Source organism: Lentzea sp. NPDC058436, assembly GCF_042721515.1.
In the GTDB taxonomy this organism is placed as follows: domain Bacteria; phylum Actinomycetota; class Actinomycetes; order Mycobacteriales; family Pseudonocardiaceae; genus Lentzea.
This window is the reverse complement of record NZ_JBHXLF010000031.1, coordinates 36906-49564: the sequence shown is the minus strand read 5'-3', so window position 1 is coordinate 49564 and position 12659 is coordinate 36906. Positions and strand designations below refer to the sequence as shown.

Here is a 12659-nt window from a genome sequence, read left to right as displayed (position 1 = left end):
CGGCGCGTACACCCGCGTGCCGGCCCCACTGTTGGCCTAGCGCGGGGGCCTGATCGCATTGTACTCGAAGCCGGAGCCGCCCGCCGCGACGTCGCGGCGGACGTTTCTAGTTGCCCGACACGCTCTCGGGCACCTCGTCCACCGACGGCTCGACCTCGACCCTGTTGCGGCCGTGCCGCTTCGCCCGGTACAGCGCCATGTCGGCGGCCGCGAACAGCTGGTCCAGCTTCGCAGGCCCCGCCGCGACACCGATGCTGACAGTCGGGCGGCGCACCGCGCCGAGCACCATCGTCCAGTCGTGCCCGTCGACGGCCGCGCGGATCCGCTCCGCCACGTTCGGGCCGACGTCCCTGTTCGTCCCGGTGTCGCCCAGCAGCACCACGAACTCGTCACCGGCCCAGCGCGCCACCAGGTCGTCCGCGCGGCACTCGCGCCGCAGCAACGCCGCGATCTCGCGCAGCGCCGCATCGCCCGTCGCGTGCCCGGCGTCGTCGTTGACGTTCTTGAACCAGTCGACGTCGACCAGCACCAGCCACGGCACCCGCCCGCGGGCCGCCGTCGACTCCAGCAGTGTCGCCGCCGCGCGTTCCAGTCCGAGCCGGTTCGCCAGGCCCGTCAACGGATCGCGCGCCGCGGCCTCCTGCGCCGCCACCGCGAGCCGCTGGGCCTGCACGGCCACCCTGCGTTGTTCCAAGGCCTGACCCAGGCCCTCCTGCAACGTCTCCGTGGCCGTGCGGGAGGCCTGCATCGACCGGCGCAACGCCGCCGCCTCGCCCTCGGCGTCACCCAGGGCCTGGCAGATGTCCGCGAGCTCCGTGGAGAACCGCAGCAGCAGTGAGGTGTCGTTGATGCGTTCGGCGTTCGTCACCGCACGGGACGCGAGTGTTCGCGCCTCGTCGAGATCGTCCTGCTCGCGGCGCACGACCGCGAGAACCCAGTTGCCGACCGAGATGCCCCACAGGTCGTCGGCGTCCACCGACAGCCGCAGGGTCTCCTCGCCCATCTCCTCGGCCTTGTCCAGCTGACCGACGCCGGCGAGGGACCGTCCGCACGCACCGAGCAACGCGCGCCGGTGCCCCTCGTCCTTGACGATGCCGATGCCCTCGTCGAGGTACGCCAGGGCTTCCTCGAAGATCGCCGGTGCCGCGGCGGGAGAACCGGCGCAGGCGCGGAAGTTGAGCGAGCCGCCGAGACGTTGCAGGCACTGCGCCAGCACGTCGGTGTTGCCCGCCCGTCGCGCCACCTGGACGGACATCCGCAGCATGTCCAGCGCCGCGCGCCGGTTGCCGATGCCCTCCATCAGATAACCGAGGGAGCCCATCGTGTGGGCGACGGCCGGGCTGTCGGAACGGTCGGTGTCGAGGTCGGTCCACCCCTCGGCGGCCAGTTCCAGTGCCAGCGGTATGCGGCCGAGGCGCCACGCCATGACCGCCCGGTTGACCAGCACCGCTGATCGAACCCAGCGGTCGGCACCGGGGGACACCTTGGTGACCACCTCGTCGAAGAGGCTGTTCGCCTCCGGTACGCGGCCAGAGTTGTACAACGCGCGGACCTCAAGGTCCAGCCGCGGAATCTGGCCCGCTACCAGCGGTTCGCGCTGATCCACTCGATCATCGACTCCGTTCCGACTCGCCGAGCGGCCCGCACAGGCTACCGGGTCGGTCGCGCCCCGTACCGATCGTGGTGCAGGACGTCATCAAGGGGTAGTCGGTTGCGCCAACCGTGACGTTCCAGATCGGGCGTATCGGGCAGTGATCGAACCGGACCGACGCACAACCACGCAACCGGACGGACCCTTGTGGGGATGTCCAGCAGTCGGCGGAGCACATCTTCTCGGTAGAAGCTCACCCAGCCAACACCGAGTCCCTCTTCCGTCGCGGCGAGCCACAGGTTCTGGATGGCCAGGCACACGGAGTACAAACCCGCGTCGGCGATCGCGTGCCTGCCGAGCACCGCCGGCGAGCCCCTGTCCGGGTCGTAGGTGACGACGATGCCGAGGGACGACTCCATGACCCCCTCGACCTTGATCCGGGCGAACGTCCTCGCCTGTTCCTCGTCGAGTTGAGCCGCGAAGACGCTGCGTTCGGCCTGGACGTGGTCGCGGAACGCCCTCCGGATCGATTCATCCCGCACCAGAACGAAGTCCCACGGCTGGGAAAGGCCGACGCTGGGCGCGGCGTGCGCGGCCGTCAGCACCCTGCGCAGCACGTCGGAAGGGATTTCTTCGCCGGAGAACTCGGCGCGGGTGTCCCTGCGGCGGTGGACCACGTCGTACAGGTTCATTTGATCGATCGTGCCTCACTCGAAAGCACCAACTTCACGCTCGGGAGGTGGCGCTGATCTCACCTGAGGCGATACACCGATCGGATGCGAAGAATGAAAGGTGGTTATGGCTCCGCGCTCGGATTCGGCGGCGGAGTCGGCGTGACCACGTTCACCGGGGCCTGGCCGCTGGTCGCCCTCGTCCTGCTCGCGGCGGTCGTCGTGATCGTCTCCCTGCGGACGACCATCGTCGGTGCCGGCTTGGCGGCGTTGCAGTGCTGGGGCCTCTACGCGACCTTCTTGGTGGGTGTTCGTGGCGACCTCACGGTCGATGAACACACGACCTGGGCGCTCGCGTTGCTGGTGCAGCTCGCCGCGCTGGCTTTGCTGGCCAGCGCGGCGATCCGCGTCATCGCCCTTGTGACGGGTACGGCAGCAAGGCCATCTCCCGTGCGTTCTTGATCGCCGTGGCGACCTGGCGCTGCTGCTGCGGCGTCAGGCCGGTCACCCGGCGGGACCGGATCTTGCCCCGGTCCGAGATGAACTTGCGCAGCAGCGTGACGTCCTTCCAGTCGACGACGGCCACGCCCTCCTTCGCGAGCAGGTTGACCCTGCGCTTCAACGGCCTCTTCTCGCGCATCACCAGCTCGCCTTCGAGACTCCGGGGAGCTCACCGCGGTGGGCCATCTCCCTCAGCCGGACGCGGGACAGGCCGAACTTCCGGTTGAACGCGCGCGGCCGTCCGTCCACGGTGTCCCGGTTGCGCAACCGGGTCGGCGACGCGTCCCGCGGCAGCTTCTGCAGGCCTCGCAACGCTTCCGCGCGCGTCTCCGGGTGGCGCAGCATCTCCTTGAGCTCCGCGCGGCGTTCCGCGTACCGGGCCACGACCTCACGCCGGCGCAGGTCCGCGGCGATCTTCGACTTCTTCGCCATCAGCGCTCTTCCTTGAACTCGACGTGCCTGCGCGCCACCGGGTCGTACTTGCGCAGCACCAGGCGATCCGGGTCGTTGCGCCGGTTCTTGCGGGTCACGTAGGTGTAGCCGGTTCCCGCGGTCGACCTCATCTTGATGATCGGCCGGACGTCCGTGCTCTTGGCCATCAGACCTTCACCCCCTGGGCGCGCAGGCGGGCCACGGCGGCCTCGACGCCGAGCTTGTCGACGGTCTTGATGCCCTTCGCCGACAGCGTCAGCGTCACGAACCTGTTCAGCGACGGCACCCAGTACCGCTTGCGCTGGACGTTCGGGTTCCACCTGCGGCGCGTCTTGCGTTGGGAGTGCGAGACGCGGTTGCCGAAGCCCGGCTCCCGGCCGGTCAGCTGGCAGCGCACTGAATACCTCCAGATTGAAACGACTTTCGTTTTCATTTACGGTACCTCACATGAAAACCGTTGTCGTCATGGTGGCGGGGCTGGTCGAGCACGACGTCGCCGTGCGGGTGTGGCGCGACCGGCCCGGTTCGGTGCTCGTCCGGCACGAGGCCGCGGAGACGTGCGTGCGGCGCTGGGTCGACGGCATCGCGACCGACGTGGACCTGCTGCACAACTGCGTGTCGTGCACCGTCCGCGAAGACCTGCGGGACCTGCTCGCCGGTCTGGAGGGGCACACGGTCGTGCTGCACCTCGACCCGTTGCTGGAACCGGACGCGGTGCGGCGCAACCTCGGCGTCGACGTCGAGTGCGTGATCACCGTGCTCGACGCGGCGACCTGGCTGGACGACGCGCTGAGCGACGCGTCCATGGTCAGCGACCAGCGCACGGTGGCCCAGGTCGTCGTCGCGCAGGCCGAAGCGGCGGATGTGCTGGTGCTGAAGGGAGATGCGGACGAACGGACGTTGGCCGTGCTCGACCGGCTGGCTCCTGGCGCGCACCGCTGCACGCCCGAGACGGTCGTGGCGCGTCCGTCCACCAGGCCGCGCATGCTGCCCCTGGCACCCGAATGCGGTGTCTCGACAGCGGTCTTCACGGCGGACCGGCCGTTCCACCCCGCCCGGCTGAACGACGCGCTCGACTCGTTGCTGGACGGCACCGTTGTGCGCTCGCGCGGCCGGCTCTGGGTCGCCGACGAGCCGGACGTCGCGCTGCACCTGGAATCCGCCGGGTGCGGGCTGCACGTCGGCACGGGCGGGCCGCGCGGCGGCAAGACCACCCAGATCGTGGCGATCACCCTCGGCGAGCCGGACGCCATCACGGCGGCCTTCGAGGGCGCGCTCCTCACCGACGACGAACTGTCCTTCGTGGACTCGATCCGAAAGCTGGCGTCATGAAACCCGGAATCCACCCCGACTACCACCCCGTCGTCTTCCAGGACGCGTCCACGGGCAAGACGTTCCTGACCCGCTCGACCGCGACGTCGGCGAAGACGGTCGAGTGGGAGGACGGCAACACCTACCCGCTGCTGGTCGTCGACATCACCGCCGACTCGCACCCGTTCTGGACGGGCACGCAACGGGTCATGGACACCGCAGGCCGGGTCGAGAAGTTCAACCGCCGCTACGGAAAGCGAGAGCGCTGATGGCCGTTCCCAAGCGCAAGACGTCTCGATCCAACACCCGGCACCGCCGGTCGCAGTGGAAGGCCACCGCGCCGGACCTCGTGCGCATGCGGACGTTGGACGGCAAGGAGCTCCTCGTTCCCCGTCGTCTCGTCGCCGCCTGCAAGCGGGGACTGATCTAGTGCGGGAGCTGGACCGTTCCGTCCGGTGAGTCGCGCCACTGGTCGAAGGGGCGGTCCAGCCTCCAGCCCGTGCCGTCGTGGTCGAGCACGCGGTTCTCGCACGTGTCCGGATTGGACAGTGACTCGAACAGGTCGATGCTCCAGTCGAAGAACCTGCGGCACAGCAACCTGATCGTCAGTCCGTGCGAGACGACCAACACCGTCTTCGGGTGCTCCTCGTCCTTGTGCATCCGCACGGTCAGGCCGTCGAGGAACGCCGCCACCCGGTCGTCCACGTCCGCGCCGGACTCCCCGTTGGGCAGCCGGAAGAAGAAGTGGCCGAACGCGTGCCGCTGGTGCTTGAGCACCTCCTGCTGCACCGGGTCCTGCAGGTTGCCCCAGTCCTGCTCGCGCACCCTCGGTTCGGTGACGATCCGTTCGGCGTTGATGCCCAGCAGCTCGAACGTCCGCTTCGTGCGCGTGTACGGCGAGACGTAGGCCGCGACCGGGCCGTCGCCGATCAGCTCCTTGATCGTCGGGCCGGCGGCACGGGCCTGCTCCTCGCCCGTTCTCGTGAGCGGGAGGGCGTGGTCGGGGATGCGGCAGTAGGCGAGCTCGTCGACGTTGCCGAGGCTCTGTCCGTGGCGCAGCAGGATGATCCGCACCTCACCATCGTGCCTCAGCTCCGCGAGTGCTCTGAGCGTTACAGTGCTCGGCGAGTCGAGGAGGATGCTGTCACATGATCAAGTACATCGCGCTCTACAAGAAGCCCGCCGACCCCGAGGGCTTCGACGAGAAGTACTTCGAGACGCACCTGCCGATCGTGGAGTCGGTTCCCGGCATCGTCCGGGCCGAGGTCGCCAGGGTGCAGCGGGTGTTCCTGGGCGGATTCCTCGGTGAGACCGAGCTGCACCTGGTCGCGGAGATGTACTTCGAGTCCGAGGAGTCGTTCAAGGCCGCCCTGCAGTCGCCGGAGTGGGCCACGTCGGGCGCCAACCTCGCCGAGATCGGCGGGATGGAGCTCGTCGCGATGTTCAGCGCCGAGGTGGTCGGGAAGTGAAGGCCGTCGTCATCGGCGGCGGCACGATGGGCGCGGGCATCGCGCACCTCCTGCTCGCGCACGACCACCAGGTCTGGGTGGTCGAGGCCGACGCCGAACGGTCGCGCGCCGCGTTCGCGGGGGTCAAGGCGTCGCTGCACCGGGCGGAGGCGAAGGGCAAGCTCGGCGGTCGTGAGGCCGACGAGCTCCTGGTGAACCTGACCCTGGCCGAGCCGCCCGCCGACGCCGAGCTCGTCGTCGAGGCCGTGCCGGAGAACGTCCCGCTGAAGCAGAAGGTGCTGGGAGACGCGGCGGCGAAGTGCCCGGACGCCATCCTCGCGTCCAACACGTCGTCGCTCTCGATCGCCGACATCGCCGAGGGACTGCCCGGCGAACGCGTGCTGGGCATGCACTTCTTCAACCCGGTTCCCGTGCAGCAGCTCGTCGAGCTCGTGCACCACGAGGGTGTGGACCCGGCGAACGTGGCGAAGGCGCGAGCGCTGGCCGAGTCGATGGGCAAGACCGTCATCGAGGTGCGCGACTCGCCGGGGTTCGCGACCTCACGACTGGGCGTCGCCGTCGGCATGGAGGCGATCCGCATGGTGGAGGAGGGCGTCGCCTCCGCCGCCGACATCGACACCGGCATGAAGCTCGGCTACCGCTGGCCGATGGGACCGCTGGAGCTCACCGACCTGGTCGGGCTCGACGTCAGGCTCGCCATCGCCGAGAACCTCGCGGCGGAGCTGGGGCCGCGGTTCGAGCCGCCGCGGCTGCTGCGGGACAAGGTCGCCCGCGGTGAGCTGGGCAAGAAGTCGGGCGAGGGCTTCTTCTCCTGGTAGATAGTTGTCCGTGCGCATCCGTGAGTTCACCGAGGACGACCGCGACGCCGTGTTCCGCCTGCGCAAGGTGGCGTTCAACGGGACGCCGCCGCCAGGGCCGTTGCTGAAGCCGGGGTCGCACGGGATCCTCGCCGAGATCGACGGACGGGTCGCGGGTGCGCTGACCATCGGTGAGTTCGCGCAGTTCTACGGCGGCGCCGCGGTGCCGATGGGTGGCATCGGCGGTGTCGCCGTCGACGGGGCCTACCGGGGCCGCGGCATCGCGAACGCGTTGCTGGACGCCGCAACGACCACGATGAGGGAGCACGGCCAGCCGATCTCGGCGCTCTACCCGACCGTGCCGAACCTGTACCGCAAGCGCGGCTGGGAACGTGCGGGCGTCTTCGAGTGGGTCGAGCTGCCGATGGACAGGCTGCTGTCGGTGCCGAAGCCCTCCGAGCGGATCGAGTCGCGCCCGGCGGTCGAGAGCGACCTGCCCGCGCTGCACGAGTGCTACCTGGAGGTGGCGCGGACGGTCGACGGCATGGCCGACCGGCGCCCGCCGCGGATCGAGCTCGACAAGGTCCTGGAAATGGACCTGGTGACCGTGCTGCCCGGCCCGAACGGCCTGCGCGGGTACCTCACCGCCACTCGCGAGTCCGGTGGCGACCTGGGGCGGCTCAAGGTCCACGACCTCATCGGCGTCGACGTCGAGGCCCAGCTGACCCTGCTCGCGTCGCTGGCGTCGTGGGCGGGCCTGCTCGAAGCGGTCGACCTGCGGATCACCGACCCGGCGACGGTGAACCTGCTGGGCGGCACGCCGTTGCGGTACTCGGTGTGGACCTCGACGTGGATGCAGCGGGTCGTCGACCTGCCCGCCGCCGTGGCCGCGCGGGGCTGGCCGCGCCTGGCCGACGTCGCGGTGGACCTGGAGGTCGTCGACGAGCACGCGCCGTGGCACGCGGGTCCGCAGCGCCTCGTCGTGCAGGACGGCGCGGTGCGCGTCGAACCCGGCGGCACGGGCGCGGTGCGGATGCACGCGCGGGCGCTCGGGCCGTGGTTCTCCGGCGCGCAGACCACGCACGCGTTGCGGCGCGGTGGATTGCTGGAGGGCGACCCGGCCGACGCGGCGGTGCTGGACCAGCTCACCGGCGCTGCCGGCACCCCTCGCCTCGCCGACTTCTTCTGACGGCCGCAGCGCGTCCTTGTTCACCCGATCGGCGTCTTCACGTAAGAATGACCGTGTGGCGGGGGACCAGGACGAGGTCAGGCATGCCTACGGCGACAACATGGGTTGGCGTCTGAAGGGCTACGCGAAGCGGCACAGCGGGCCACCGGTCAGCGTGCGCGAGCTGTCCAGGGCGGAGTTCCTGGCGATCAGACCGCTGTTCGACTGCGACGACAACCCGTGGCTCGTGGACCTCAACGAGGTGATCCCGCAGATCCGGCCGTTCGTCGAGGAGGTGCTCGGCCGGCTCAGCCCCGACGAGGACTACTACGTCACCGGCCACCCGCTGGACTGGGACAAGGACCCGGTGCAGGTTGCCAGGGACCTGCTCGACACGCACTACCCGCTCGCCAGGGCAGCGTTCCTCGGCGGCAGCGTCGCGACGGGGACCTACACGGCGAACTCCGACCTGGACATGATCGTGATCGTCGACGACCTGCCCGGCGCGTTCCGCGAGACGCTGCGGCACCGCGGCTGGCCCGTCGAGCTGTTCTGTCACACGATCGAGTCCTTCCAGGACTTCGTGGCCCGAGACACCGAGGGCCGACGGCCTCCGTTGCTGCACATGTGCGCCGAGGGTTTTCTCATGCTCGACGCCGACGGCACGGGGCAACGCATGCGGGCCGAGGCGCGCGTTCTGCTCGACGCCGGGCCTCCACTCGCGACGGTCACCGAGCTGGAGGACCGTCGCTACGGCACCACGGACCTGCTCGAAGACCTGATCGGCGCGCGGGACGAGGACGAACGGCTGTTCGTCGCGGCACGGCTGCTGACCTGCGCGGGCGAGCTGGCGCTGGTCGTGCAGAACCGGTGGCTCGGGCACGGGAAGTGGCTGCTGCGGCGGCTGCGCGACGCCAAGGAGGACGAGCTGGTCGACTCCTACCGGGCGCTGGTGCGGGGCGAGGGCGCCGAGCGGTTCATCGCCGTCGTCGAGGCCGTGCTGGAGTCCGCGGGCGGGCGCATGGAGGCCGGTTACCGCCGGGCAGCGCCGCCCCGATGACCAACTATTCTCTTCGTTCGTGCTGCTCATCGTCCTGGAGCTGATCGGTATCGCGGTCTTCGCCGCCTCCGGAGCGGTGGCGGCGGTCCGCGCGCGCCTCGACGTGTTCGGCGTGATCATCCTGGCCCTCACCACCGCGCTGGGCGGCGGCATCATCCGCGACGTGCTGCTCGGCGTGCACCCGCCGACGAGCCTGCGGAACTGGCCGTACCTGCTGGTCGCCGGCGGGACGGGCCTGATCGTCTTCTGGTTCCACCCGCAGGTCGCGAAGCTGCGCCGCAGCGTGCTGCTGCTGGACGCCGTGGGCCTCGGCCTGTTCGTCACGTCCGGCACGTCGACCGCCCTCGCGCTCGGCGCCACCCCCTACGCGGCATGCCTGATCGGAATGACCACAGGTATCGGCGGTGGTGCGATGCGCGATCTCCTCCTCCGAGAGATCCCGTTGGTCCTCAGGAGAGAGATCTACGCCGTGGCGGCGCTGTCCGGTGCGGTCGTCGTCGCGGTGGGCGAATGGGCGCGTTTGCCGAAAGGCCTGGTGGCGCTCACAGGTGCGTTGCTGATCATCACCATCCGGCTGATCGCGCTCTGGCGGAAGTGGAACGCGCCTGTCGCGAGGGGCCTCGAAGGCTAACGCCGAACTCACACCCGCAGTTAGGGCCCTTCTCAGGCACTTCTCAGATCCCTCGGCAAGACTGCCCCCATGCGCATCCTCGTTGTCGACGACGATCGGGCGGTCCGGGAGTCACTCCGCCGCTCGCTCCAGTTCAACGGCTACCAGGTCGAGACTGCCGGAGACGGCATGCAGGCACTGGAGTCGGTGACCGCCGCGAGGCCGGACGCGATGGTGCTCGACGTGATGATGCCCCGCCTCGACGGCCTGGAGGTGTGCCGCAGGCTGCGCAGCACCGGCGACGACCTGCCGATCCTCGTGCTGACCGCGCGGGACGCCGTGAGCGACAGGGTGTCCGGTCTGGACGCCGGTGCCGACGACTACCTGCCCAAGCCGTTCGCGCTGGAGGAGCTCCTGGCCCGGTTGCGCGCCCTGCTCCGCCGCGCCGCCCACGACGACGACGCCGCCAAGCAGTCCGCCGCCGCGCTCAAGTTCTCCGACCTGGAGCTGGACCCGTCCACGCGCGACGTCCGCCGAGGAGAACGCCCGATCAGCCTCACCCGCACCGAGTTCGCGCTGCTCGAGCTCCTGCTGGCGCACCCGCGCCAGGTGCTCACCCGCAGCCGCATCCTGGAGGACGTGTGGGGATACGACTTCCCGACCTCGGGCAACGCACTAGAGGTCTACGTGGGGTATCTGCGCCGCAAGACGGAGCTGGAGGGCGAGCCGAGGCTGATCCACACGGTGCGCGGGGTGGGCTACGTCCTGCGGGAGACCCCTCCGTGATCGCAGAACCCCAGGGACGCCTCCAGCGGGCGTCGCTGCGGGCTCGGGTCACGTGGCTCGCGGCGTTCTGCGTCGCCGGGGCGGTCGCGTTGGTGTCCCTCGGCGCGTACATGGTCGTGCGCAAGAGCACGTACGACGCGCTCGACGACGGCCTGCGCCAGCGTGCCGCCACGGTCGCGAACGGCAAGAAGGTCAGCTCGCCCGACGAGCTCGCGAACTACCCGGCGGCGTTCCTCGCGGCCGGCGACGTGAAGATGGGCGTGCTGCTGTCGGACACCGGGAAGCTCACCTACCCGAGGGAGTCCGAGCCGCCGCCCACCGTCCCGGAGGCCTGGGACGTCGCGGACGGCGAGCGGCCCGAGTTCATCTGGACCGACCACAAGACCGAGACGCGCGTGATCGCGGTCAGGTACCAGCCCGACCAGGCGATCATCATCGCCCAGTCGATGGCGCCCCAGCGCACGACCTTGGCGAAGCTCAGCGTCGTCCTGCTGCTGATCGGCGGGGCCGGTGTGCTGCTCGCGGCCATCGCGGGCACGGCCGTCGCCCGCACGAGCCTCAGGCCGGTGCAGCGGCTCACGGAGGCCACCGAACGCGTCGCGAACACCGGTGACCTGACGCCGATCCCGGTGTCGGGCGACGACGAGCTCGCGCGGCTCACGCACAGCTTCAACGCGATGCTCGGCGCCGTCGCCGAGTCGCAGGAACGGCAACGCCGCCTGGTCGCCGACGCGGGCCACGAGCTGCGCACCCCGTTGACCTCGATGCGCACGAACCTGGAGCTGCTGCTCGCCTCGGAACGCCCGGACTCCCCGACGTTGTCGCAGGAGGACAAGACGGAGATCCAGGCCGACGTGCGCGCGCAGATCGACGAGCTGACCACGTTGATCGGCGACCTGGTCGAACTGGCCCGCGAGGACGCCCCGCAGGTCGTCCACGAGCCGGTCGACCTCGTAGAGGTGGTCGAACGGTCCCTCGACCGCGCCCGCCGCCGCGCCTCCAGCGCCGTGACGTTCGACGTGCAGCTGCAGCCGTGGACACTTCTGGGTGATTCGAGCGCGTTGGAACGCGCGGTGCTGAACCTCCTCGACAACGCGGTGAAGTTCAGCCCCTCGGGTTCGTCGGTGCGGCTGAACCTCCGCCAGGTGGGCGACGGCAGTGCTGTCGTGGAGGTCGCGGACGCGGGCCCCGGCATCGCGGACGCCGATCTACCTCACGTTTTCGAGCGGTTCTACCGCTCGTCCGAGGCGCGGACCCTGCCGGGTTCGGGCCTGGGACTCGCCATCGTCAAACAGGTGGCGCAACGGCACGGCGGCACGGCTACCGCGGGCCGAGCGCCCGAGGGCGGTGCCCTGTTCACGTTGCGCCTACCCGGACGTCCGTAAGGTGGGGCGTGTGAGTCATCGCGTGAACGACGATTCTTCGTCGACCTGGGAGACGACCCCCTCCTCAGGAGACGGCCCCGCTGAACCCACGACGCGCTTCTCGACGTCCGGTTCGCGGTCTTCGTCCTCTTCCAAGTACGAGGGCCGTTCCTCCTACGACGAGGACGGCGCGCCGAGGTTCTCCAAGAAGAAGGCGAAGAAGAAGCAGCCGTTCTGGAAAGAGCTGCTGGTCATCTTCAGCGTCGCGCTGCTGCTGACCGTCGTCATCCAGACGTTCGTCGCGCGCGTGTTCGTCATCCCGTCGGCCTCGATGGAGACGACGCTGCACGGCTGCACGGGCTGCGTGAACGACAAGGTGCTGGTCGAGAAGATCACGTACCTGTTCAACGACCCGCGCCCCGGCGACGTCATCGTCTTCCGCGGCCCGCCGAACTGGACCGGCGGCAAGGAGCCCCCGAACTTCGTGGTCGGCACCCTCCAGGACCTCGGTTCGATGGTGAACCTCTCCGAGCCCAGCGGCACGGACTTCATCAAGCGCGTCATCGCCGTCGGCGGCCAGACCGTCGAGTGCTGCGACGACCAGGGCCGCGTGATGGTCGACGGCAAGCCCCTGGACGAGCCGTACCTGAACTTCGGCGGCGGCCCGCGCCAGCAGGACTCGTTCGAGAAGGTCACCGTCCCCGCGGGCAAGCTGTGGGTGATGGGCGACAACCGCAACAACTCGTCGGACTCGCGCAAGCACGGCGACCCGACGCCGGCCGACGGCGCCATCCCGATCGACAACGTGGTGGGCAAGGCCCGCGTCATCGTGATCCCGGTGGGGCGTTGGGGCGGCATTTCGGACTTCAACCCGCAGACCGGCGGGAAGTAGCCGCAAG

The 12659-nt window shown here is 69.8% G+C and carries 19 protein-coding genes; 12 read left to right on the top strand and 7 right to left on the bottom strand.

The window, feature by feature from the left end:
- Positions 1 to 106: 106 nt before the first annotated feature.
- Together ACFWN2_RS43795 and bluB are read right to left on the bottom strand one after the other, a co-directional pair.
- The gene (locus tag ACFWN2_RS43795; RefSeq protein ID WP_382436606.1) at positions 107 to 1606 is read right to left on the bottom strand and encodes a diguanylate cyclase; all 1500 of its coding nucleotides are present in this window, start codon (positions 1604 to 1606) and stop codon (positions 107 to 109) included.
- Positions 1607 to 1650: 44 nt separating this feature from the next.
- On the bottom strand, positions 1651 to 2283 hold the full coding sequence (gene bluB, locus ACFWN2_RS43790) for a 5,6-dimethylbenzimidazole synthase (protein ID WP_382436605.1): 633 nt from the start codon (positions 2281 to 2283) through the stop codon (positions 1651 to 1653).
- 84 nt (positions 2284 to 2367) lie between these two features.
- On the opposite strand from bluB, the gene ACFWN2_RS43785 reads away from it, so the two are divergent.
- Positions 2368 to 2724 carry a hypothetical protein gene (locus ACFWN2_RS43785; RefSeq protein WP_382436604.1) on the top strand — a complete coding sequence of 119 codons (357 nt, stop codon included), beginning with the start codon at positions 2368 to 2370 and terminating at the stop codon, positions 2722 to 2724.
- Here ACFWN2_RS43785 and rpsR read toward each other — a convergent pair.
- From rpsR to rpmB, 4 genes are read right to left on the bottom strand one after another with little or no spacing between them, the layout of a single operon-like run.
- Positions 2672 to 2902 (bottom strand): 30S ribosomal protein S18, encoded by a 231-nt coding sequence (gene rpsR, locus ACFWN2_RS43780; RefSeq protein ID WP_236220495.1) that lies wholly within the window; start codon positions 2900 to 2902, stop codon positions 2672 to 2674. The genes ACFWN2_RS43785 and rpsR overlap by 53 nt on opposite strands.
- Positions 2902 to 3195: a 30S ribosomal protein S14 gene (gene rpsN / locus ACFWN2_RS43775; protein ID WP_382436603.1), complete on the bottom strand. Its 294-nt coding sequence runs from the start codon at positions 3193 to 3195 to the stop codon at positions 2902 to 2904. Before rpsN ends, rpsR begins: the two co-directional genes overlap by 1 nt.
- Positions 3195 to 3362 carry a 50S ribosomal protein L33 gene (rpmG, locus tag ACFWN2_RS43770; protein ID WP_191303664.1) on the bottom strand — a complete coding sequence of 56 codons (168 nt, stop codon included), beginning with the start codon at positions 3360 to 3362 and terminating at the stop codon, positions 3195 to 3197. Before rpmG ends, rpsN begins: the two co-directional genes overlap by 1 nt.
- The gene (rpmB, locus tag ACFWN2_RS43765) at positions 3362 to 3628 is read right to left on the bottom strand and encodes a 50S ribosomal protein L28 (RefSeq protein ID WP_382436602.1); all 267 of its coding nucleotides are present in this window, start codon (positions 3626 to 3628) and stop codon (positions 3362 to 3364) included. Before rpmB ends, rpmG begins: the two co-directional genes overlap by 1 nt.
- Before the next feature lie 14 nt (positions 3629 to 3642).
- On the opposite strand from rpmB, the gene ACFWN2_RS43760 reads away from it, so the two are divergent.
- The 3 genes from ACFWN2_RS43760 to rpmF are packed head-to-tail and all read left to right on the top strand — an operon-like array spanning position 3643 to position 4936.
- Positions 3643 to 4527, top strand: coding sequence for a GTP-binding protein (locus tag ACFWN2_RS43760; RefSeq protein WP_382436601.1), 885 nt, complete (start codon positions 3643 to 3645; stop codon positions 4525 to 4527).
- Complete coding sequence (locus tag ACFWN2_RS43755) at positions 4524 to 4775, top strand: type B 50S ribosomal protein L31 (protein WP_382436600.1); 252 nt, start codon at positions 4524 to 4526, stop codon at positions 4773 to 4775. Before ACFWN2_RS43760 ends, ACFWN2_RS43755 begins: the two co-directional genes overlap by 4 nt.
- Positions 4775 to 4936, top strand: a complete 162-nt coding sequence (rpmF, locus tag ACFWN2_RS43750) for a 50S ribosomal protein L32 (protein WP_382436599.1) — start codon at positions 4775 to 4777, stop codon at positions 4934 to 4936. Before ACFWN2_RS43755 ends, rpmF begins: the two co-directional genes overlap by 1 nt.
- Here the strand turns inward: rpmF and ACFWN2_RS43745 are convergent.
- Entirely contained in the window at positions 4933 to 5580 is a 648-nt protein-coding gene (locus ACFWN2_RS43745; protein WP_382436598.1) for a histidine phosphatase family protein, read from the bottom strand. The two genes, rpmF and ACFWN2_RS43745, sit on opposite strands and share 4 nt — an antisense overlap.
- A gap of 74 nt (positions 5581 to 5654) precedes the next feature.
- On the opposite strand from ACFWN2_RS43745, the gene ACFWN2_RS43740 reads away from it, so the two are divergent.
- The 8 genes from ACFWN2_RS43740 (at position 5655) to lepB (ending at position 12652) form a co-directional block, all read left to right on the top strand.
- A complete protein-coding gene (locus ACFWN2_RS43740) occupies positions 5655 to 5975 on the top strand; it encodes an EthD family reductase (RefSeq protein WP_382436597.1) in 321 nt (106 codons plus the stop codon).
- Positions 5972 to 6793, top strand: coding sequence for a 3-hydroxyacyl-CoA dehydrogenase family protein (locus tag ACFWN2_RS43735; RefSeq protein WP_382436596.1), 822 nt, complete (start codon positions 5972 to 5974; stop codon positions 6791 to 6793). The genes ACFWN2_RS43740 and ACFWN2_RS43735 overlap by 4 nt, the downstream gene beginning before the upstream one ends.
- A gap of 10 nt (positions 6794 to 6803) precedes the next feature.
- Positions 6804 to 7961, top strand: a complete 1158-nt coding sequence (eis, locus tag ACFWN2_RS43730; RefSeq protein ID WP_382436594.1) for an enhanced intracellular survival protein Eis — start codon at positions 6804 to 6806, stop codon at positions 7959 to 7961.
- Positions 7962 to 8016: 55 nt separating this feature from the next.
- Positions 8017 to 9000: a nucleotidyltransferase domain-containing protein gene (locus tag ACFWN2_RS43725; protein WP_382436593.1), complete on the top strand. Its 984-nt coding sequence runs from the start codon at positions 8017 to 8019 to the stop codon at positions 8998 to 9000.
- Positions 9001 to 9019: 19 nt separating this feature from the next.
- Positions 9020 to 9631 (top strand): trimeric intracellular cation channel family protein, encoded by a 612-nt coding sequence (locus ACFWN2_RS43720; protein ID WP_382436592.1) that lies wholly within the window; start codon positions 9020 to 9022, stop codon positions 9629 to 9631.
- 69 nt (positions 9632 to 9700) lie between these two features.
- Complete coding sequence (locus ACFWN2_RS43715; RefSeq protein ID WP_382436591.1) at positions 9701 to 10396, top strand: response regulator transcription factor; 696 nt, start codon at positions 9701 to 9703, stop codon at positions 10394 to 10396.
- A complete protein-coding gene (locus ACFWN2_RS43710; RefSeq protein ID WP_382436590.1) occupies positions 10393 to 11781 on the top strand; it encodes a sensor histidine kinase in 1389 nt (462 codons plus the stop codon). Before ACFWN2_RS43715 ends, ACFWN2_RS43710 begins: the two co-directional genes overlap by 4 nt.
- A 10-nt stretch (positions 11782 to 11791) precedes the next feature.
- Positions 11792 to 12652, top strand: a complete 861-nt coding sequence (lepB, locus tag ACFWN2_RS43705) for a signal peptidase I (RefSeq protein WP_382436589.1) — start codon at positions 11792 to 11794, stop codon at positions 12650 to 12652.
- Positions 12653 to 12659: the final 7 nt, after the last annotated feature.

Excerpts from the sequence above, each read along its gene's own strand:
- bluB (WP_382436605.1), bottom strand. The coding sequence starts at position 2,283 with ATGAACCTGTACGACGTGGTCCACCGCCGCAGGGACACCCGCGCCGAG.
- ACFWN2_RS43785 (WP_382436604.1), top strand. The coding sequence starts at position 2,368 with ATGCGAAGAATGAAAGGTGGTTATGGCTCCGCGCTCGGATTCGGCGGC.
- rpsR (WP_236220495.1), bottom strand. The coding sequence starts at position 2,902 with ATGCGCGAGAAGAGGCCGTTGAAGCGCAGGGTCAACCTGCTCGCGAAG.
- rpsN (WP_382436603.1), bottom strand. The coding sequence starts at position 3,195 with ATGGCGAAGAAGTCGAAGATCGCCGCGGACCTGCGCCGGCGTGAGGTC.
- rpmG (WP_191303664.1), bottom strand. The coding sequence starts at position 3,362 with ATGGCCAAGAGCACGGACGTCCGGCCGATCATCAAGATGAGGTCGACC.
- rpmB (WP_382436602.1), bottom strand. The coding sequence starts at position 3,628 with ATGAAAACGAAAGTCGTTTCAATCTGGAGGTATTCAGTGCGCTGCCAG.
- ACFWN2_RS43760 (WP_382436601.1), top strand. The coding sequence starts at position 3,643 with ATGAAAACCGTTGTCGTCATGGTGGCGGGGCTGGTCGAGCACGACGTC.
- ACFWN2_RS43755 (WP_382436600.1), top strand. The coding sequence starts at position 4,524 with ATGAAACCCGGAATCCACCCCGACTACCACCCCGTCGTCTTCCAGGAC.
- rpmF (WP_382436599.1), top strand. The coding sequence starts at position 4,775 with ATGGCCGTTCCCAAGCGCAAGACGTCTCGATCCAACACCCGGCACCGC.
- ACFWN2_RS43740 (WP_382436597.1), top strand. The coding sequence starts at position 5,655 with ATGATCAAGTACATCGCGCTCTACAAGAAGCCCGCCGACCCCGAGGGC.
- ACFWN2_RS43715 (WP_382436591.1), top strand. The coding sequence starts at position 9,701 with ATGCGCATCCTCGTTGTCGACGACGATCGGGCGGTCCGGGAGTCACTC.